The sequence below is a fragment of the Antarcticirhabdus aurantiaca genome (assembly GCF_009765365.1).
In the GTDB taxonomy this organism is placed as follows: Bacteria; Pseudomonadota; Alphaproteobacteria; order Rhizobiales; family Rhizobiaceae; genus Antarcticirhabdus; species Antarcticirhabdus aurantiaca.
The window spans coordinates 66,940-86,241 of the sequence record NZ_VTOM01000009.1; the positions used below are offsets into that span (position 1 = coordinate 66,940).

The following is a 19,302-nucleotide window of genomic DNA, read 5'->3' on the forward strand; positions in this document are numbered from 1 at the left end:
GCAGATCGCGGAACATCGACGCGATCCCGATCATGCTCGCAACCGGCACTCAGGCTCTGACAGCAATGCCCCGAGACGCGGACACGATACACCCGCTCGGGTACGATCTACCTGCTGCCGATGCATACTATACATAGAACTTATTTGGCATCAACATGCGCAGCGAGCATCGGCAGTCGATCGGAGGCCGAAGGATGGGCATTCTGGCAAGCGGACGCTATCGAGGTCAGCTCGATGGCGGGCAAACCATGATCCTGCGCTGCGAGCGAAATGCGGCGGGCGGCGGGCTGATGCGGATCAGCGGCGACGTCGTGGAGCCCGACGGAGCGATCTCCTCCTTCGTTTCGGATCCGCCCGGCACGGCCGGCTTTCCCGCCGAGGGAGCCGACGGCTTTCTGCGGTTCTCCGCCGAAACGGTGAGCCGGACCGGCGCGAACGCTTTCCGCGTCACGCTCGATCTGCTGCCGGGCGAAGCCGGGCGGGTCGACGTCAGGCTGGTCCATCCCTTCGCCGCGCTGAACGGGAGCCTGTCCTTCGTCGACACCCTGTTTCGCAGCCTCGTCCTGCGCGTCGACGTCTGGCCCGGCGTGGTGCCGCGCGAGCCGGTCGACGACAGTTCCGAGGCCGGGCGCCAGATCGTGTCGGCCCTCGCCGCCGCCGGCATTGCGGCGGCGATCGAGACCGGGGTCGCGCCCGACCCGACGGCGACGCCGCGACGGATCGAGTTCCGCGACCTTCATGCCTGGCTGCGCGATCTCCAGCCGCCGCCTCTCGGCGACGGCGACTTTTTCGTCAGCATGCTACTCGGCAGCAGCCTGGCTGGGGGCACCGGCAAGCATACGCAGGGCATGATGTACGAGACCTTCGGCGAACGGGCTCGCCAGGGCGTCGCGGTCTTCCTCGACCACGCGGCCTTCGCCACGCCAAACGACGAGGTCTGGCGCCGCGAGCTCGTCTTCTCCGTGCTGCACGAGATCGGACACGCCCTGAACCTGCCGCATGCCTGGCTCGCCGAGCCGCCGGGGCCGTCCGCCTTGTCCTGGATGACCTATCCCGACCGGTATCCCGGCGGCACCGATCCCTTCTGGACGGCCTTCGAGCCGGGCTGCTTCGGCGAGACGGAACTGCCCTATCTGCGCCACGCCTATCACTGCGACATCGCGCCGGGGCAGAGCCACTTCGACGAGCGCGCCTGGCCCAGCTTCGTGCGGGGCGGCGGCAGCGACCGGACAAGCGGGCGTCGGGCATCCGCCGCCGACCTCGCGATCGCGCCGCTGAAGCCGCATTACGCTCTCGGCGAGCCGATCTTCCTGCGTGCCGAGATCCGGAACACGGGCGCGCGGCGGCTGTCCTTCGTCGACGCGCTCGACCCGAGCGACGGGTGGCTCGACGTCGCCGTCACGACGCCGGACGGGAGCCGGCGCAGCTTCGTTCCACCGGCTCGCCTGTGTCAGACGCCCCGCCGCCGGCGCCTGGAGCCCGATGCCCACAAGGCGTTCGACGGCATCCTCCTCAGCTTCTCGCAGGACGGGCCGCTGTTCGAGGAACCGGGCCTCTATCGGGTCGAGGCGCGGTTCGAGGGGTTGCAGGCCGGCCCGCTTCTCGCCGCCACCGAGATCCGCATCCTGTATCCGACGCGAGAGGAGGAGCTGTTCGCGCGAGCGCTGTTCGCCGACGCCGCTCTGTGCCGTGCCATCTGGCTGCGCCATCCCCTGTCCGAGAAGCAGGCCTGGGCCGACATGATGGACAAGCACGCCCATCTTCTTCCGACGGACGCGGGCAACACCACGAGCGCCTACCTGCACTACGTCGCGGCCCAGGGCTGGCTGAAGCCGCACCGCGACAGCGTCGACGGCCGGGATTGCGGCACCAACCGCCGCAAGGCCAAGGCGCACCTGCAGGCTGTCGTGCCGACGCACCTTCCGGCAGGCGTCGGCCGACTGCGAGCGCTGCTCGTGCGGTGAACGGGACGCCTCAACGGCCGAGGTGACAGCAGGCCGGCGCGAGCGCGTTCCGGAGGTCCGGAAGATCGCCGGCTGCCTCTTGAGCCGATCCGCCGCGACCAGATCGAGCGCTGCGTCCAGTTCAGATCCATCGCCGCACGGCGTGCTTGTAGTCGCGGTAGGCCTGGCCGAAGGCGCCTTCGAGAAACCCCTCCTCGTCGCGCACCTGCAGCTCGCAGGCGAGCCAGAAGGCGAGCGCGCAGGCGATCATCAGCGGCGACGGGACGGCGACCGCAAGTCCGGCCGCGATCGCCAGCATCCCGAGAAAGGTCGGGTTGCGGGAGACCTCGAAGAGCCCCGTCGTCACCAGCCGGTCGGGCGCAATATCCGGCACACCGACGCGCCAGCGGCGCCCCATATGGCCCTGCGCGTAGACCGTCAGCCCCTGCCCCGCCAGCGCCACCACGATGCCGAGGAGCCGGAGACCCGATCCCTGGCCGTCGATCGGACGGAAGAGCATCCCCGGCCCGCCCGTTGCGTGGGCCGCCGCAGCCAGGAGGCCGCCGACGACGGCAGTCCGAAACAGCACCTGAGCGAGACGCTGGCGACGCGTGTTGCCGAAGCTGTAGGCATTCCGGCCGATCGCGGCGGTGATGCGGCGCGTCGCGGCCATGAGCCAGAGACTAGTGGTTGCGAGGATTACCCAGGGCGCGTGGAGGAGGACGAGGTCGGTCGGGCCGGTCATCGCGGCTTCCATCCCAGAAGCCGCATGGCGTTGGCGGTGACGAGTACGGTGGCACCGGTATCGGCGAGGATCGCGGGCCAGAGGCCGGTGATGCCGAGAACCGTCGTGACGAGAAACACCGCCTTCAGCCCGAGCGCGATCGCGATGTTCTGGCGGATGTTGCCCATCGCGCTCTTGGCGAGCGCGATCATGTCGGGGATATCGCGCATTCGCCCGTGCAGCGCGGCCGCGTCCGCCGTCTCCAGCGCGACGTCCGTGCCCCCGCCCATGGCGATGCCGACGTCGGCCGCCGCGAGCGCGGGCGCGTCGTTGATGCCGTCGCCGACCTTGGCGACGACGAAGCCGCGGCCCTGCAGCTCCTTCACGATCCGCTGCTTGTCCTGCGGCAGGAGTTCGGCCTGCGCCTCGATGCCGAGGCTCCGCGCGATGGCCTGCGCCGTGCGACGGTTGTCGCCGGTGAGCATGACCGCCTGGATGCCCTCGTGCTTGAGGGCCGACAGACCGGCAGCGGCATCCGCCCGCGGCTCGTCGCGGATCGCCAGGAGCCCCGCCACCGCGCCGCCGGCCAGAAGCACGGAGACAGTCTTGCCCTCGTCGTTGAGGCTCCGGATCTGCGACTCCCAGGGCGCGAGAGAGACCGTGCGCGCGACCGCCTGGGGGGAGCCCAGGAAGGCCTTCATCCCCCCGACGCTGCCCGACACGCCCTCGCCGGGGATCGCCTGCGCGTCGAAAGCGGGCGGCACCGGTGCACCCTCGGCCTTGGCCTTGTCGAGGATCGCGAGCGCGAGCGGGTGGCTGGAGCCGCGCTCGAGGGCCGCCGCGAGCGAGAGGACGTCGCGATCCGAGCGGCCGGCGGCAACGACGTCGGTCACCTTCGGCTTGCCCTCGGTGATCGTGCCGGTCTTGTCGAGCGCGACGGCGGTGATGCGGCTGAGGCCTTCGAGAACGACGCCGCCCTTCATCAGAAGCCCGCGCCGGGCGCCGGTCGAGAGGCCGGCGGCGATGGCGGCGGGCGTCGAGATGACGAGCGCGCAGGGACAGCCGATGAGGAGGATCGCGAGCCCCTTGTAGACCCACTCGCCCCAGGCGCCGCCGAAAAGCAGCGGCGGCACGATCGCGACCAGCGCGCCGACGACCAGGACGGCGGGCGTGTAGACCCTGGAGAAGCGGTCGATGAAGCGCTCGGTCGGGGATTTGGCCTCCTGCGCCTCCTCGACGAGGCGCACGACGCGGGCGATGGTGTTGTCGGCCGCGGCCGCCGTGACCGTCACGCGAAGAACGCCGTCGGTGTTGATCGTGCCGGCGAAGACGGCGTCGCCGATCGTCTTGCGCTTGGGCACGCTCTCGCCCGTCACCGGCGCCTCGTCAACGGCGCTCGCCCCTTCCACGATCGTGCCGTCGGCGGCGATGCGGTCGCCGGGCCGCACGAGGATGGTGGCGCCGACCGCGAGGTTCTCGGCCGGGACCTCCCGCGTCTCGCCGTTCGCCTCGACGAGTGCGGTCTTCGGAACGAGCGCGGTCAGTCCCTGGATGCTCTTGCGGGCCCGGCCCGCCGCGACGCCCTCCAGCATCTCGCCGACAAGGAACAGGAAGACGACGGCGGCCGCCTCCTCCTGCGCGCCGATGATGACGGCGCCGACCGCGGCGATGGTCATCAGCATCTCGATCGAGAAAGGCGTGCCGTAGCGCGCTGCGGTGATCGCCCGCCAGGCGACGGGCACGAGGCCGACAGCGAGCGCGAGCAGGAAGGCGGCCCGTTCGATACCGGGAACAGCATGGCCGATGACATAGGCCGCGACGAGCGCCGCGCCGCAGGCGGCGGTCAGGCGCGCCTTGCGGGTCTTCCACCAGGCGGTTCCGCCTTCGTCTTCCGCGTGGGAATGCAGATGGCCTTGGGAGGACGCACCATCATCGTGTCCGCCATGGTCGTGCCCGGCATGCGAGGCTCCCGCCGATCCGGGTCCAGCGGCGGCCGGCGCGATGCCGTAGCCGAGGTTCCTCACCTGCCGCTCCAGCGCGCCGGCATCGAGCGAGGGAAAATGGGTGACCGTCAGCGTCTCCGTGGAGACCGAGACCATGACGTCCTCGACGCCGGGCAACCGCCTGACGGCGGTATCGACCTTCGCCGCGCAGGACGCGCAATCCATGCCGGTGACGCGGTAGCGGGAACGATCGAGAGTGGCGCTCATGGGACAAGTCCTTGTTTGTCCCGTTCTCGCTACATCCTCGAGCGACTAGAGGATCAAGCGGAGATTTGATCACGGCTCCGTGACCAGCTCACCCGGTCAGTTCGCCGCCACCTCGTCGGCGTGAACGAAGCAGCCGGCCTTATCGGACGCTGCCGACGAGAAGGTCGCGGACGTCTTCGATCGTCACCCACCGCCCGGCATGAGCCTCGGACTGGCGCTTCAGGTAGGTGTAGGGCGTCAGCTCCCAGGCGAGGACCCGATCCTCGAGGTTGTCGAGGATGAAGTCGCCCTGGTCGGTGCGCAGGGTCAGGACCGCGTGGCCGTCGCCGTTGCTCTGCCGAACGACGGTGATCAGGAGCGCCGAGGCCGGCACGCCCTCCGTCTCCAGGACGTGCTGCTTGAACAGGACGTAGTCCTCGCAGTCTCCCTCGCTCGTCGGATAGGACCAGAGTTCCGACACGCCATGCATCTCCTGATCGGTGCGCGGCTGGATGCGGACGTTCGCGAGATAGTTCACGCGCTGCACGGTCTGCCAGAGTTCGGGCGTCAGCTTCACGATTGCACGGACGGCATTGGGCGTGCAGGCAGCCGCTTCGCGGCGGCAGAAGTCGTGGTGGCCGATCGGCTGTGAGGCCGGCCCCGTCGTCGGCATCGGTCGTCCCGCCTGCGCCGAGGTAGCCGAAATGACCCCCAGCGCCGTAAAGACCAGCGCAACCAAGGCACGACGAACCGCTCGCATCCCCTGTCCCCCGCTCCGCCTCGTCCCCGTCCCGCCGCTCGGTGGCGGTGGTTAATGAAGACTTAACGCTGGTGCGCGGTCTCGGACAGGATGGTCTCGATGGTCGTGGTTAATACCCACAATCTTAGACGTCGCCGCGGCCACTCCGGCGGAGCGAGCCGCACATGGCCGCGTCGGGCGGCATCGTCGCCCCCGCCGCCAGCGCTTAGCGCATGCGGGTTGACGGGCCCGAGCCGGGTGGCCGATGACGATGTCCAATCCAGCCTCGGGAGACGGGCGATGACCCTCAGCGGCGTTGCGATCGGCGAAGCGTCGAAGGCCACCGGCATTAAGGTGCCGACGATCCGGTACTACGAGCAGATCGGGCTCCTGCCGGCGCCTCCCCGAACGGGCACGAACAGGCGCCTCTACAACGGCTCGGACCTGCGCCGGCTGCGCTTCATCCGCCACGCTCGCGAGTTGGGGTTCGAGATCGAGCCGATCCGCGAGCTGCTGGCGCTCGCCGGCGAGCCGGACCATCCCTGCGCCGACGCGGACCGCATCGCCCGCGCCCACCTCGCCGACATCGACCACAAGATCGCACGCCTGTCCGCGCTTCGAACGGAGGTGGCCAGGATGACGGAATGCCACCACGGCTCCGTCGCCGATTGCCGGGTCATCGAGGTGCTGGGCGACCATGGGCACTGCCTGACCGATCACTGACCGGCCGTCGTCTGGCCGGACGGCCGGTCAGGCGCTCGGCCGGGACGCGTCTCGGGCGGCTCTGCCCGGCGCGCTGGCGTTTGACGTTGCGTCAGCGGTCGACTGAGGCCCTGCGCAGGATCGTCGGCAGAAGGCCGCCCGCTTTCAGCACCTCGACCTCCAGCGACATTTCGATGGCGGCGGTAATCTCGATGGCTTCGACCGACGCGTCGGTGCGCAGCACGCGAGCGGCAAGCCTGCCGCGCGGCGTGATCGAGCCTGAGCTTCCGCCGACAAGTTCGCCGCCTTGGCGTCGTCCGAGAACGCGCGTGGGCGAGATCCTCGAGTCCATCGGCCTCGCCAACTGAACGATCGGCCGCCGGCTCACGCCTGCCGTTCCGATCGTCGGCGGCAGGAAAACTCGACGGGATAGCCATCCCCGCACGATGGATGTTCACCGGCGCTCGGAGGTGATGTAGGCTCCGGGCACCGCGGCGTCTCCGGCGCGGGGTGGCTGGGAGGGTCTCGTGGAAGCGGTCCGCAGCGGCTATCGCACGACGGCGCGGGTCCTGCACTGGACGGTCGCCGTTCTCGTTCTCGGCATGATACCGGCCGGCCTCGCCATGACGACGGAGAGCCTGCCCCGCGGCGTGCGCGACATGCTGTTCATCGGGCACAAGAACGCGGGCGTCCTGGTGCTCGCTTTGATGCTGGCGCGGGTCGCCTTTCGCCTGACGCACAAGCCGCCGCCCTTGCCCGCCAGCCTGCCGCCGATCCAGCGGCACGTCGCGGCGGCGACGCACACCCTTCTCTACGTCGTCGTCCTCGTCATGGCCGTGTCCGGCTTCGTTCGCGTTCAAGCCGGCGGCTTCCCGATCGAGATGCTCGACGCGCTCGGCCTTCCGCCGCTCGTGCAGCGATCCGATGCCGTGGCCGAGACGGCGAAGCGCGTCCACTTCCTCGCGCACTACGCCGTCATCGGCCTCGTCGCCCTCCACATCGCGGGCGCGCTCCATCACGCGCTCTGGCGGCGGGACGGCCTGGTGCGGCGCATGTGGCCGCCGATCGCGCCGTGATGGCTCAGCGCGCGGCGGGCACGGCGAGAAGATCGACGTGGCCGACGGTGCAGACCGCGCCGCTCGCGGCTGCCGATCGCCGGAACGCCGCCCAGTCCGCGAGATCGCCCGGCGAGATCCGACCCGTTTCGCCCACGGCCGCGGCGAAGCCGCCCAGAAAAGCGTCCTGAAGCGCCGCATCGACCGGACCGAGGCGCCAGGCGCTGTCGGCGAGCCGGACCGCGAAGCCGCGGCGGCGAAACGCCTCGGCGCAGAGGCGCGGCGCCGCCGGGCCAAGCGCGGCGCCGAAGCCCTTGTCGCCGCCTTGATGCGCGGCGAAGGCCGACACGACGTCGGCGTCGAGCGGATGCGGCACGCTCCAGCCGACGCGGCCATCGACCGAGAGGGCGGCGTAGAACGGCAGGCGGCGCTCGGCCAGCGCATCGGCGAGGCGCTCCACGAACGAGGCCGATACGAGATCGAGCAAGGCCGACGCCGTAACGAGACCAGCTGCGTCGACCAGAGCGGGATCGAAGTCGGCGATGTCGGCGGCGAGCGTCTCGACCGCGTCGCCGCTTCGCCGCCGCGCTTGATCGAGAAGCACGGGATCGGCGTCGACGAAGCGCCAGCGCGTGGCCTCCGCGAGCCGCGGCTGCAGAACTCGAAAGGTGGAGCCCGTGCCGGCGCCGAGATCCACCACGAGGCCGCCGCGCGCCCCGGCGAGCTGCGCCGCTTCAGCGAGAAGGCGCGGGTCGCGGGCGCGGGCGTCCGCGGGCTCGCGCAGGTCCAGCCAACTGCCGTCGAAGCCGCTCACCGTGCCGTCTCGTTCAGCGCGCCGGCGACGAGCGACGCCGTGTCCCGCCAGCTCGGCAGCAGCTCGGCGGCCTGGCGCGCGCCGCGCGCGAAGGCCGCGCGCTCTGCATCGCTGGACAGGAGACGCCGCAGAGCCGCGGCGAGCTGAGTCGGATCGTCCTGCGGCACCAGGATGCCCGCCGTTTCCGGCACGACGTCGGGAACCGCACCGGCCCGCGCGGCGATGATGGGCAGGCCGTGCGCCATGGCCTCGGCGAAGACCATGCCATAGCCTTCGTAGCGGCTGGGCAGCGCGAAGACGTGGGCGCCGGCATATTCGGCCGACGGATCGGCCACGCCGCCGACGAACACGACGCGCTCGCCGAGGCCGTGCCGCGCGGCCCGCTCGCGCAGGGCCGCGCCCCAGGCGGGGTCGATCGAGTCGCCGCCGACGATGCGGCAGCGCCAGTCGAGGTCGGCCAGAAGCGCCAGGGCGTCGATCAGAACGTCGTAGCCCTTGCGCGGGATCAAGGAGCCGACCGACAGGACGAGCGGCGGGCCTGCCGGCGGCTCGCGCGCCGGCGCACGGTCGGTGCCGGGCGGCGCCACGGTCAGGCGCGCGCGCGGCACGCCGAAGGCCGCGACCAGCGTTTCAGCCGTGGCGGGGCTCGTCACCACGACGGCCAGGGCCTCCGCCAACGCCTGGACCTCGGAGTCGCGCAGCTCGGCGGCGAGCGCGGGATCGAGCCCTGTCTCGAGCGCCAGGGGATGGTGGACGAGCGCGACGAGGCGCAGCCGCCGCGCCTCGGCCGCGGCCGTCTTCGGCATCAGGGCGTAGGCGAGACCGTCGACGAGGACGAGGTCTCCGTCCGGAAGGGCGGCGAGGGCGGAAGCGGCCTCCACTTCCGCGTCGCGCGCGTTGTCCAGAGCGAGCGACGGCAGGGCAACGTGCCGGACATCCCAACCGAGGAGGCGCAGCTCGGCCATGAGGCGCCGGTCGTAGCCGTAGCCGCCGGTGCGTGCCTCGATGTCGCCGGGAACGACGACGTGGAGGACGGCGCTCACAGATCGGCCTCGAACCAGGCGCGGGCGACGTTGGACTCGTGGAGCCGCACGCGCAGACGCACGATCCGCGCGCCGCCGCCGCCCAGGCGCCCGTCCCGGATCAAGCCCGCGATGGCGTCGAAGATGTGCCGCGCCAGCACCTCGGTCGTCGTGACGCGCCCGGCAAAGACCGGCAGCTCATCGAGATTGGCGTAGTTCAGCGGCGCGAGCACCTCCCGCAGCACCTCGAAGGCGAGGCCGATGTCGACGCCGAGGCCGTCCTCGTCCAGCTCGCGCGTGAAGAAGGCGGCGTCGACGTGGAAGGTCGCGCCGTGCATGCCCTGCGCCGGTCCGAAGACCGGGCGCGGAAGGCTGTGGGCGATCATGATGTGATCGCTGACTTCGACGGCGAACATGGCGGCTCCTTCAATAACGGATGCGATGGCAGAGAGTGTCTGGCGCGTCGAGCACCGCGGCGTAGTCGTGAGCAAGCGAGGCGAAGTCGCTCTCGCCCGACACGAGCGCGTCGAGTTCCGGCCGGTCGCGAAGAAGGCGCAAGGCGAGGTCGAGACGGCGGGCCGTGCTCCAGCGCGCCCGCCGCGCCGGGGGAACGGCGCCGACCTGCGAGCCAAGGATCGACAGGCGCTTCGAGTGAAACGCGCCGCCGAGCCGCAGCTCGACGGGCGCGGTGCCGTACCAGCTCGCCTCGACGGCCCGACCCTCGAAGCCGAGGCAGGCGATCGCGGTGTCGAGGCCCCCGGCGCTGCCGCTGACATGGACGGCGACGTCGCAATCCGTCGGCGCTTCGCCGGGCGCCGCGAAGCCAATCCCGAGCGCGGCCGCGAGGCGCTCGCGCCCCGAGGCGACGTCGACCAGCGTCACCTCCGTTCCGGGAATGCCAGCGGCGAGAGCGGCGACGAGCGCGCCGACCATCCCGGCTCCGATCACGGCAAGCCGGTCGCCGAGCTGGAGGCCGGCGTCCCAGACGATCGTCAGCGCCGTTTCCATGTTCGCGGCGAGCACCGCGCGCTCCGCCGGCAGTCCCTCCGGCACGAGGTGCAGAGCCTCGGACGGCACGACGAAGCGATCCTGGTGAGGGTGGAGGCAGAAGACGGTGCGGCCGATAAGAGCCGCGGGGCCCGCCTCGACGAGCCCGACCGAGGCGTAGCCGTACTTCAGCGGAAAGTCGAAGCCGCCGGCCTGAAAGGGCGCGCGCATCGCTTCGTGCTGGTCCGCCGGCACGCGGCCTTGGAAGACCAGCCGCTCCGTTCCGCGGCTGATCGCGCCGAAGCGGGTCGCGACGCGGCACTCTCCGTCTTTCGGCTCCCGCAGCCGTTCGCGGCGCAGCGCCGCCCGCCCCGCAGCCTCGATCCACAGCGCCGTCGCCTCATGCCGCCGCGGCTCGTCGCTCATCGGTCCTCGTCGGTGGTCACAAATCGATCAACGCTCATTGTCGCATTCCTGAATCAGCGGCACTGCCGCTCTAGGTTTCATTGTCATCCGCATCCGCAAGGCCGCAACCCCCATCATGACCCTCCACAACCCTCGCATCGTGCCGCAGGCCTCCGCCGTCCGCCTCGCCCGATGGGGAGTCGCGGGGGCCTTCGCCGCTTCGACGCTCCTGCTTCTCGGCGTCGGTGTCCTGGCGATCGGTACATTCGAGCTGGGCTGGGAGCTGCTGCCGCTCTCGACCGCCCTGTTCGCGGCGATCGGCGTCATCGTCCTGACCAGCCTGCCGAACGGCCACCCGCATGCCCGGTTCGGACCGGCCAACACCATCACCACGCTCCGGGCCGCCATGACGGTGCTTCTTGCTGGTCTGCTGCCGGAAGCGGATCGGATCGCCGATCCGGCGCAGGCGGGCCTTGCCTGGACGCTGACCGGCTTCGCCGCGCTCGCGCTCGCCCTCGACGGCTTCGATGGGCAGGCCGCGCGGCGCAGCGGGCTCGCTTCGCGCTTCGGCGCGCGCTACGACATGGAGGTGGATGCCCTCCTCATCCTCGTGCTCTCGGTATTCGCGCTCGCCTCCGGCAAGGCGGGCGTTTTCGTTCTCGCGATCGGGCTGATGCGCTACCTCTTCGTCGCCCTCCTCGCCCTCGTGCCCAGCCTGGACGGCGAGCTCGCGCCCTCGCTGCGCCGGAAGGTCGTCTGCGTGGTCCAGGTCGGAGTGCTCTGCGCCCTCCTCGCGCCGCCGCTCGAGCCGCCGCTCTCGGGCTGGCTGGCGGCCGCGGCTCTCGCCCTGCTCACGGCTTCCTTTGCCGCCGACATCCTCGCTTTGGCGCGTCGTCGCGGATGAAGGCCGACGTCGCGTCCACGCTCGGCCTCTGGCGCTCGCTTCTCATCTATCGCGGCCAGCCCTGGCGCACCCTGGCGCTGCGCCGCTTCTGCCGGACGCTCGTTCGACCCGGCGACCTCGCCTTCGACGTCGGGGCTCATGTCGGCAGCCGGGCTCGGGCCCTGGCTGCCGCGGGCGCCAGGGTCGTCGCGATCGAGCCCCAGCCGCTCTTCGCCGACTACCTCGCGCGGCGCGTCGCCGGTCCGCGCATCGCCGTGCTGCCGGTGGCGCTCGGCCGAACGCCGGGGCGCGCGACGCTGAACGTGTCGCGCCGGCACCCGACCGTGTCCACGCTGTCGGCGGACTGGATCGGCAAGGTGCGGGAGGCGCCGGGCTTTTCGGGCGTGCGCTGGGAGGGCCGCACCGAGGTTCCCGTGACGACGCTCGACGCGCTCATCGCCGAGCACGGCCGCCCGGCATTCTGCAAGATCGACGTGGAGGGGCTGGAGGCGGAGATCCTCGGCGGCCTCAGCCAGCCGATCCCGCTGCTTTGCTTCGAGATCCTGCCGGCAGCAGCCGACATCGCGGAAGCCTGCATCCGACGGCTCGCGGGGCTCGGACCCTACCGCTTCGGCTTCGTGCCGGGCGAGCGGCACCGGTTGGGAGACGAATGGCTGAGCGCGGACAGGATGGTGGCGCGGCTTCCCGACATCGCGGCGGCCGGCCGCTCCGGCGACATCTATGCCCGCCTCCAGTGACGGCCGGCGCCTGACGCCGCTGCGCGCGACCTTCGGCGCCGCGCTCCTCGCGGCCGGATCGACGCTTCCGGCGCCGGGCGGCGGGCTGCCGTCCAGCCTTCCGCTGGAATGGCCGGTCGCGATTCTGCTCCTGGTCACCGCTGCCCCGTCGCGCCTGTTGTTCACCGCCCTCCGGCTGCTCGTGACGGTCGCCGTGGCGCTGACCGTCTTCTTGAAGCTCGCCGACCTCGGCACCGGGCTCGCCTTCTCGCGTCCCTTCAATCCGCTCCTCGACGCATCGCTCCTCGTGTCCGGCTGGCACCTCCTGTCCGGCACGATCGGGCGCGGCGAGGCGCTGGCCGTCGTAGTTCTCGCGCTTGCAGCCTGGGGCGCGGCGACGGCGCTCCTGTTCTGGTGCTTCGGCGGCTTCCGCCGCCTGCCGAGGGGGCCGCGCCGGCTCGTCGGCGGCCTCGCCGCCGCAGTCGTGGCGCTGTGGCTCGTGCCATCCGGTCCGGTGAAGCCGGAGGCGACGCGCTATCTCGAAGCCCGCCTCGATCTCGTCGCGCAGTCCGTCGCGAGCCTCGCGCGCTTCGAGGATTCGCTCGCGACCGATCCACTGGCCGGCCATCCGCCGGAGACCCTCTTCTCGGCGCTGTCCGGCAAGGACGTGATGGTGCTCTTCGTCGAATCCTACGGGCGAAGCGCCGTGGAGGATCCCGCCTATGCTGGCACGACGCTGAGCCGCCTTCGCGCGGCGGAAAGCTATCTGTCGGCGGCAGGCATCGGGGCCGTCAGCGGCTGGCTGACGTCGCCGACCCTCGGCGGGCAGAGCTGGCTCGCGCACGGCGCCCTTCTGTCCGGTCTCTGGACGAGCGACCAGAGCCTTTACGACCGGATGATCGCGAGCGATCGGGCAAGTCTCAACGCCCTGTTCCGCGACGCCGGCTGGCGGACGATCGCGGCCATGCCGGCGATCACCATGGATTGGCCGGAAGCCGGCTGGTTCGGCTACGACGCCGTGTTCGACGCGCACAATCTGGGCTATCGCGGCAAGCCGTTCGACTGGGTGACGATGCCCGATCAGTTCACGCTCGCCGCGATCCGGCGGATCGTCGAGGCGGAGCATCCGCGCCCCGTGATGGTGGAGGCAGCGCTGATCTCCAGTCACGCCCCCTGGACGCCGCTGCCGCGGATGGTGCCCTGGGAAGACGTCGGCGACGGTCGCATCTTCGATGGTCAGGCCGCGTCCGGCGAGAAGCCCGAGGTGTTGTGGCGCGACCCGGCGCGAGTCCGCGCCGCCTATGGCCGTTCGATCGACTACGCGCTGGAGGCGGTCTTCTCCTATGCCGCGACCTTCGGCCGGAACACCGTCTTCGTGATCCTCGGCGACCATCAGCCCGCGCCGCTGATCACCGGCGAAGGCGCCGCGCGCGACGTGCCCGTCCACATCCTCTCGGACGACCCGGCGATCCTGCGCCGCTTCGCCGGCTGGAACTGGACGCCGGGCCTCGTTCCGGCGGCCGATCTGCCCCCTTGGCGGATGGATGCGTTCCGCGAGCGCTTTGCGCACACGACGAGCGATTCGCCGCTTCCCTCGCCCGAGCATGCGGGCCATAGCTCGACGCCATGACGCCCGATCCCATCCTCATCGCCGAAACCGTGGTCCTGCTCCTGGGCGCCAGCGCCTTTGCCGGCGTTCTCGCCGGCCTGTTCGGCATCGGCGGCGGCGCCGTCTTCGTGCCGGTGCTCTACCAGACCTTCGGCCTGTTCGGCGTCGATCCCGACGTGTCGATGCAGCTCGCCATCGGCTCCTCGCTCGCGATCGTCGTGCCGACCTCGATCCGCTCGGTGATGAGCCACCGCGCGCATGGCGCGGTCGATTTCGAGCTGCTTCGAAGCTGGATCGTCATCGTGCCGCTCGGCGCCGTCGCCGGCGCCGCGATCGCCGCCGCGATCTCGTCGGAAGCCCTGCGCTCGATCTTCGCGGTGATCGCCTTCGTGATCGGCGTGCAGCTCTTGATCGGCAAGCTGCCCTTCACCCTCGGAACCGACCTGCCCGGCCGTCTCGGCCGCTGGATCGCCGGCATCTTCATCGGCATGGTCGCCGCGCTGATGGGCATCGGCGGCGGCGTTCTCAACAACACCTTCATGACGCTGTACGGGCGCTCGATCCACCAGGCCGTGGCGACCTCGGCGGGGGTCGGCGTGCTCGTCTCGATCCCGGGCCTCGTCGCCTTCGTGATCGGCGGCTGGGGCCATCCGGACCTGCCGGCCTGGAGCCTCGGCTACATCAGCCTGCCGGTGATCCTGATCGTCGCGCCGCTGGCGACGCTGTTCACCCCGCTCGGCGCGCGCCTCGCCCACCGGCTGACCAAGCGGCAGCTGCAGGTCGGCTTCGGCGTCTACCTCCTGACCGTGGCGCTGCGCTTCTTCATCAGCCTGATCTAGAGCCCATCCCTTCGACTGAAATTCGAGAGATGGGCTCCAGCTTGTTGACGCTGCGATCTTATCCGGCGGCAAAGGCGCCCGGATTGCGGCGCCAGACCGAGCGGTTGAGGCCGGCCGCCAGACAGACCCAGGCGAGATAAGGCACGAGCAGCCAGGCGGCGACGGCGTCGATGGGCGCGAACACCGCGATGTTGGCGAGGATCGCGGCGCCGAGCGCCAGGATGTCGGCGAAGGCGAGATCGGCCCGGCGCAGGCCGAAGAACAGCCAGGACCAGGCGGCGTTCAGGGCGAGCTGGAGCGCGAAGATCGCGAAGGGAAGCGGCGCCAGCCCGACCGCCTCGTAGATCCGCCAGCCGCTCACGGCGATCAGCACGTAGAGGATCGTCCAGACGATCGGAAAGGCCAGGTTCGGCGGCGTCCAGGACGGCTTGGCGAGCCCGTTGTACCAGGTGCCCGGCTTGAACAGGATGCCGGTCGAGGCCACCGCGAGGACGATGGCGAGAAAGGCGCCGAGGCTCAGGATGGAGGACAGGGTCATGGCATGCAGCTTCTTCAAACGGTTGCGGCCGGTTGCTAAGCTAGAACGTTCGAGAGGTCGCGGCCAGTCCTGCACGCCGCGCTGCGGCGATGGTCGCGCTCTCTGTGCAGTTCGTGACACGATCGAAAGCATGTCGCGTGCATGCTTCCCCGACACGATGCGCCCAACCGGAGGAACTCGCCCGTGAATGCTCGACTCTGCCGCCTCGCCGCCGCCCTCGCCCTAGCGACCGTCGCCTTCGCGCCGCTCGCACAGGCCGACGAGAAGCAGGACTTGAAGACCCTGCGCGCCTGCCTCGGCGAGAAGTCGGAGGACGAGAACGCCTGCATCGACGTCGTCGCGAACCCGTGCGTGGAGGAGCCGGACGGCTCCACCACGGTCGGCATCACCGAGTGCCTGTCGCGCGAGGAGGCGGCGTGGGACGTGCTTCTCAACGAGCGCTACGAGGCGCAGGTCAAGAGTGCCAAGGCGATGGACGCCGAGCTGAAGGGCAATGCGGCCACCGAAAACGCGACCTCCGTGCTGAAGAGCCTGAAGACGGCTCAGCGCGCCTGGATCGCCTATCGCGACGCCGAGTGCGAGAGGCGCTGGGCGAACTATCAGGGCGGCACCATCGCGTCGAACATCGCCGCCGCCTGCACCCGCGACATGACCGCGAACCGCGCCATCGACTTCGCGCCCGACGCGGGCTGAAATCGTTCACAGCGAGGCGTGCTGCCAGGCATAGACCGCGACGACGGCCAGGAGCGCGGTCGCCAGCCCCATCTGCAGCGGGCGCAGGCGGGCGAAGAACAACGGCGCCTCGCCCCTTCGGGCGGCGCGCGGATCGAGCACGGCGAGGCTCGCGAAACCGGCGAGCTCGATCACCGAAGCCGGAAAGGGAAAGCCCCAGGCGACGGCGAAGAGCGCCGCGATGCCGGCCAGAAACAGCCAGAGCATCGTGGCGACCTGCGCCGTGGTCGGCCCGCCCGGCTGGCGGAAGGACACGCCGCGGCGCACGCCCGCGAAGAAGGTGAGGAGCGCCGCCCCGAAGATCAGGACGGCGTTGAGGATCAGGAAGGACAGGCCGCGCGGCGCCAGCCACACAGACAAAGCGCCGACCACGAGCGGCACGAGCGCCGCATAGGCGAACAGGAAGCCTTCGGTCGGCGTGTCCGCCGGCTCGCTCGCCTCGATGCGTCGTGATCCCCCGGTGTCGGCCATCATCCGTCCCCTTTCGGCACTTCCGCTCCTCAACAGGGGCGGCAGGCGCCCGTTCCACGCGCGATGGCGCCCATGCGGTCACGCGGCGCGCGCGATCTGCCACAAATCTTGAATCCGCCAGCGGGGGTAAGGCTTTGCACCGGCCGGCCAAACCGGATAGCGGTCGGCGACGTTTTTCCCGCCGAGCCGCAACACCGAGGCCGCATCGATGCAGAGCGCCATCCAGTTCATCGATCTCAACACGCAGCGCGATCGCATCCGCGCCCGCGTCGATGCCCGCCTCGCCGCCGTTCTCGACAGCGGCGCCTACATCATGGGGCCGGAGATCGCCGAATTGGAGGACGGCCTGTCGCGCTTCGGCGGCATGGAGCGCACCATCGCCTGCGGCTCGGGCACCGACGCCCTCGCCCTGCCGCTGATGGCCTGGGGCCTCAAGCCGAACGACGCGGTCTTCGTGCCGAGCTTCACCTTCGCCGCCACCGCCGAGGTCGTCGCATGGTTCGGCGCCGTGCCGGTCTTCGTCGACGTCTTCGAGGACAGCTATAACATGGACCCGGCGAGCCTTCGCCGGGCGATCGAGGAAGCCCGCGCCGGTGGCCGGCTGAACCCGCACAGCGTCATCGCCGTCGATCTCTTCGGCCAGATTGCCGACTATGCCGAGATCCGCGCGATCTGCGATGAGTTCGGCTTGAAGCTGATCTCGGACGCGGCGCAGGGCTTCGGCTCGACCCGCGACGGCAAGCCCGCCGCGTACTGGGCGGACGTCGTCGCGACGAGCTTCTATCCGGCCAAGCCCCTCGGCTGCTACGGCGACGGCGGCGCGGTCCAGACCAACGACGCGGAACTCGACGCCGTGATGCGCTCGCTTCGCGTCCACGGCTCGGGCACCGATCGCTACGACAACGTGCGCATCGGCATGAATGCGCGCATGGACACGCTGCAGGCCGCGATCCTCCTGGAGAAGCTCGCGATCTTCCCCGAGGAGATCGAGGCCCGCATGCGGGCCGCTGCGCGCTACGCCGAGGCGCTCGGCGACGTCGTCGCCGTGCCGCGGCTGCCGGACGGCGTCGTCTCGACCTGGGCGCAGTACACGATCCGGCTGAAACCGGGCACGCGCGACGCCTTCGCGGCCACGATGCGCGAAGCCGGCGTTCCCACCGTCGTCTACTATGCCCGCCCGCTCCACCGGCAGACGGCCTATTCGCACTACCCGCTCGCCGGAAACGGCCTGCCGGTGACGGATTCGCTGGCCGAGACGGTGATCAGCCTGCCGATGCACGCCTATCTCGACGAGGCAACCCAGGATCGCGTCATCGCGGCGGTGCGCTCCGCCGTGTGAGGCGGTGGCGCGTCAGCGCCTGCCGTTCGGTGCAGCAAGTTCTGCACAGCGGGTGGGCAAGCCGCCCAAAGGTCACGCAGGACGCGAATCCTCGCGCAGTTCAGGCTTGATTTTCGCGTCGGCGCCTATCTCTTAGAAGAAGGTCCGAAGCGGAGTTGCCTGTGAAGCCTTTCGACGAAATGCTCCTCGATGGCGGCGGCGTCCGCCCGGCCTATCAGAGGTTCGAGGACTGGTTCGACCGACAGGATCACGCGGCCCTGATCGAAAAGAGCACGGAGGCCGAGAACGTCTTCCGTCGCACCGGCATCACCTTCAACGTCTACGGACAGGAAGAGGCGGCCGAGCGCCTGATCCCCTTCGACCTCGTGCCGCGGATCATCTCCAAGGGCGAGTGGGATCGGCTCGCCGTCGGCATCGAGCAGCGCGTCTGGGCGCTCAACGCCTTTCTCGCCGACATCTACAACGAGAAGGAGATCATCAAAGCGGGCATCGTTCCCGAGCGGCTGATCTCCGGAAACGAGGCCTACCTGCCGCAGATGGAAGGCTTCAGGCCTCCGGCCGGCGTCTACACCCACATCATCGGCACCGACATCGTGCGGACCGCCGAGGACCAGTTCTACGTCCTGGAGGACAACGCCCGCACGCCGTCCGGCGTCTCCTACATGCTGGAGAACCGGGAAACGATGATGCAGATGTTTCCCGAGCTCTTCGCGCAGAACCGCGTGCAGCCGGTCGAGACCTACCCGCACGACCTGCGCCGCTCCCTGGCGGCGGTCGCTCCGCCGGCCTGCGAAGGCGTGCCGACGGTCGCGATCCTGACGCCGGGCATCCACAACTCGGCCTATTACGAGCACGCCTTCCTCGCCGACAACATGGGCGTCGAGCTGATCGAGGGCTCCGACGTCGTAACGATGGACGGGCGCGTGAAGATGCGCACCACGGCCGGCTACAGGACGATCGACGTCCTCTACCGCCGCGTCGACGACGCCTTCCTCGACCCTCTCGCCTTCCGGCCCGAATCGGTGCTCGGCATTCCCGGCATCATGGACGTCTACAAGCGGGGCGGCGTCACCATCGCCAACGCGCCGGGCACCGGCATCTCCGACGACAAGGCGATCTATTCCTACATGCCCGACATCGTCGAGTTCTACACGGGCAAGCCGGCCATCCTCCAGAACGTGCCGACCTGGCGCTGCGCCGAGGCCGACAGCCTCGCCTATGTCCTGGAGCACCTCGCCGAACTCGTCGTGAAGGAGGTCCACGGCTCCGGCGGATACGGCATGCTGGTCGGCCCCGCCGCGTCCAAGGCCGAGCGGGAGGTCTTCGCGGCCAAGCTGCGCGAGAAGCCCGGCAACTACATCGCCCAGCCGACGCTGTCTCTGTCCACGGTTCCGATCCTCGTGGACAAGGGCCTCGCGCCGCGGCACGTCGACCTTCGGCCCTTCGTGCTCGTGTCCGACAAGATCCGGATCATCCCCGGCGGGCTGACCCGCGTCGCTCTGAAGGAGGGCTCGCTCGTCGTGAACTCCAGCCAGGGCGGCGGGACCAAGGACACCTGGGTGCTGAAGGACTGA

At 70.3% G+C, this 19,302-nt stretch carries 21 protein-coding genes; 10 read left to right on the forward strand and 11 right to left on the reverse strand.

The window, feature by feature from the left end:
* Positions 1 to 194 precede the first annotated feature (194 nt).
* Entirely contained in the window at positions 195 to 1,964 is a 1,770-nt protein-coding gene (locus FZN60_RS12460; protein ID WP_158873806.1) for a zinc metalloprotease, read from the forward strand.
* A 121-nt stretch (positions 1,965 to 2,085) separates the two neighbouring features.
* Here FZN60_RS12460 and FZN60_RS12465 read toward each other — a convergent pair whose 3' ends face one another.
* The 3 genes from FZN60_RS12465 to FZN60_RS12475 form a co-directional block, all read right to left on the reverse strand.
* Positions 2,086 to 2,688 (reverse strand): methyltransferase family protein, encoded by a 603-nt coding sequence (locus FZN60_RS12465; protein ID WP_158873807.1) that lies wholly within the window; start codon positions 2,686 to 2,688, stop codon positions 2,086 to 2,088.
* On the reverse strand, positions 2,685 to 4,877 hold the full coding sequence (locus tag FZN60_RS12470; protein WP_158873808.1) for a heavy metal translocating P-type ATPase: 2,193 nt from the start codon (positions 4,875 to 4,877) through the stop codon (positions 2,685 to 2,687). Before FZN60_RS12470 ends, FZN60_RS12465 begins: the two co-directional genes overlap by 4 nt.
* Before the next feature lie 139 nt (positions 4,878 to 5,016).
* Positions 5,017 to 5,616, reverse strand: coding sequence for a transglutaminase-like cysteine peptidase (locus tag FZN60_RS12475; RefSeq protein ID WP_158873809.1), 600 nt, complete (start codon positions 5,614 to 5,616; stop codon positions 5,017 to 5,019).
* Between the two features lie 279 nt (positions 5,617 to 5,895).
* Between FZN60_RS12475 and FZN60_RS12480 the strand changes: the two genes are divergently transcribed.
* Complete coding sequence (locus FZN60_RS12480) at positions 5,896 to 6,318, forward strand: MerR family transcriptional regulator (protein ID WP_158873810.1); 423 nt, start codon at positions 5,896 to 5,898, stop codon at positions 6,316 to 6,318.
* A gap of 91 nt (positions 6,319 to 6,409) precedes the next feature.
* Here the strand turns inward: FZN60_RS12480 and FZN60_RS12485 are convergent, their stop codons facing one another.
* Positions 6,410 to 6,685 (reverse strand): hypothetical protein, encoded by a 276-nt coding sequence (locus FZN60_RS12485; RefSeq protein ID WP_158873811.1) that lies wholly within the window; start codon positions 6,683 to 6,685, stop codon positions 6,410 to 6,412.
* Between the two features lie 139 nt (positions 6,686 to 6,824).
* Here FZN60_RS12485 and FZN60_RS12490 point away from each other — a divergent pair, with 139 nt between their 5' ends.
* Entirely contained in the window at positions 6,825 to 7,373 is a 549-nt protein-coding gene (locus FZN60_RS12490) for a cytochrome b (protein WP_158873812.1), read from the forward strand.
* A 4-nt stretch (positions 7,374 to 7,377) separates the two neighbouring features.
* Here FZN60_RS12490 and FZN60_RS12495 read toward each other — a convergent pair whose 3' ends face one another.
* Genes FZN60_RS12495 through FZN60_RS12510 form a run of 4 tightly spaced genes read right to left on the reverse strand, consistent with a single transcriptional unit; the run spans position 7,378 to position 10,601 of the window.
* Complete coding sequence (locus tag FZN60_RS12495) at positions 7,378 to 8,166, reverse strand: class I SAM-dependent methyltransferase (protein WP_158873813.1); 789 nt, start codon at positions 8,164 to 8,166, stop codon at positions 7,378 to 7,380.
* Entirely contained in the window at positions 8,163 to 9,209 is a 1,047-nt protein-coding gene (locus tag FZN60_RS12500) for a glycosyltransferase family 4 protein (RefSeq protein WP_246726751.1), read from the reverse strand. Before FZN60_RS12500 ends, FZN60_RS12495 begins: the two co-directional genes overlap by 4 nt.
* Positions 9,206 to 9,604 (reverse strand): 6-pyruvoyl trahydropterin synthase family protein, encoded by a 399-nt coding sequence (locus FZN60_RS12505; protein ID WP_158873814.1) that lies wholly within the window; start codon positions 9,602 to 9,604, stop codon positions 9,206 to 9,208. Before FZN60_RS12505 ends, FZN60_RS12500 begins: the two co-directional genes overlap by 4 nt.
* Before the next feature lie 10 nt (positions 9,605 to 9,614).
* Positions 9,615 to 10,601 carry a zinc-dependent alcohol dehydrogenase gene (locus tag FZN60_RS12510; RefSeq protein ID WP_158873815.1) on the reverse strand — a complete coding sequence of 329 codons (987 nt, stop codon included), beginning with the start codon at positions 10,599 to 10,601 and terminating at the stop codon, positions 9,615 to 9,617.
* Positions 10,602 to 10,716: 115 nt separating this feature from the next.
* Between FZN60_RS12510 and FZN60_RS12515 the strand changes: the two genes are divergently transcribed.
* The 4 genes from FZN60_RS12515 to FZN60_RS12530 are packed head-to-tail and all read left to right on the forward strand — an operon-like array spanning position 10,717 to position 14,648.
* Positions 10,717 to 11,484, forward strand: coding sequence for a CDP-alcohol phosphatidyltransferase family protein (locus tag FZN60_RS12515; protein WP_158873816.1), 768 nt, complete (start codon positions 10,717 to 10,719; stop codon positions 11,482 to 11,484).
* The gene (locus FZN60_RS12520) at positions 11,481 to 12,221 is read left to right on the forward strand and encodes an FkbM family methyltransferase (RefSeq protein WP_158873817.1); all 741 of its coding nucleotides are present in this window, start codon (positions 11,481 to 11,483) and stop codon (positions 12,219 to 12,221) included. The genes FZN60_RS12515 and FZN60_RS12520 overlap by 4 nt, the downstream gene beginning before the upstream one ends.
* Positions 12,205 to 13,830: a sulfatase-like hydrolase/transferase gene (locus FZN60_RS12525; RefSeq protein WP_158873818.1), complete on the forward strand. Its 1,626-nt coding sequence runs from the start codon at positions 12,205 to 12,207 to the stop codon at positions 13,828 to 13,830. Before FZN60_RS12520 ends, FZN60_RS12525 begins: the two co-directional genes overlap by 17 nt.
* Positions 13,827 to 14,648 carry a sulfite exporter TauE/SafE family protein gene (locus FZN60_RS12530; RefSeq protein ID WP_158873819.1) on the forward strand — a complete coding sequence of 274 codons (822 nt, stop codon included), beginning with the start codon at positions 13,827 to 13,829 and terminating at the stop codon, positions 14,646 to 14,648. Before FZN60_RS12525 ends, FZN60_RS12530 begins: the two co-directional genes overlap by 4 nt.
* 58 nt (positions 14,649 to 14,706) lie before the next feature.
* On the opposite strand, the gene FZN60_RS12535 is transcribed toward FZN60_RS12530, so the two are convergent.
* Positions 14,707 to 15,186, reverse strand: coding sequence for a TspO/MBR family protein (locus tag FZN60_RS12535; RefSeq protein WP_158873820.1), 480 nt, complete (start codon positions 15,184 to 15,186; stop codon positions 14,707 to 14,709).
* A gap of 183 nt (positions 15,187 to 15,369) precedes the next feature.
* Here FZN60_RS12535 and FZN60_RS12540 point away from each other — a divergent pair, with 183 nt between their 5' ends.
* The gene (locus FZN60_RS12540; RefSeq protein ID WP_158873821.1) at positions 15,370 to 15,879 is read left to right on the forward strand and encodes a lysozyme inhibitor LprI family protein; all 510 of its coding nucleotides are present in this window, start codon (positions 15,370 to 15,372) and stop codon (positions 15,877 to 15,879) included.
* 6 nt (positions 15,880 to 15,885) lie between these two features.
* On the opposite strand, the gene FZN60_RS12545 is transcribed toward FZN60_RS12540, so the two are convergent.
* Positions 15,886 to 16,392 (reverse strand): DUF3429 domain-containing protein, encoded by a 507-nt coding sequence (locus FZN60_RS12545; RefSeq protein ID WP_158873822.1) that lies wholly within the window; start codon positions 16,390 to 16,392, stop codon positions 15,886 to 15,888.
* Between the two features lie 75 nt (positions 16,393 to 16,467).
* The gene (locus tag FZN60_RS12550; protein ID WP_158873823.1) at positions 16,468 to 16,611 is read right to left on the reverse strand and encodes a hypothetical protein; all 144 of its coding nucleotides are present in this window, start codon (positions 16,609 to 16,611) and stop codon (positions 16,468 to 16,470) included.
* Here FZN60_RS12550 and FZN60_RS12555 point away from each other — a divergent pair.
* Both FZN60_RS12555 and FZN60_RS12560 read left to right on the forward strand, forming a co-directional pair.
* Complete coding sequence (locus FZN60_RS12555) at positions 16,598 to 17,728, forward strand: DegT/DnrJ/EryC1/StrS family aminotransferase (protein ID WP_158873824.1); 1,131 nt, start codon at positions 16,598 to 16,600, stop codon at positions 17,726 to 17,728. The genes FZN60_RS12550 and FZN60_RS12555 overlap by 14 nt on opposite strands.
* 179 nt (positions 17,729 to 17,907) lie before the next feature.
* A complete protein-coding gene (locus FZN60_RS12560) occupies positions 17,908 to 19,302 on the forward strand; it encodes a circularly permuted type 2 ATP-grasp protein (protein WP_199266554.1) in 1,395 nt (464 codons plus the stop codon).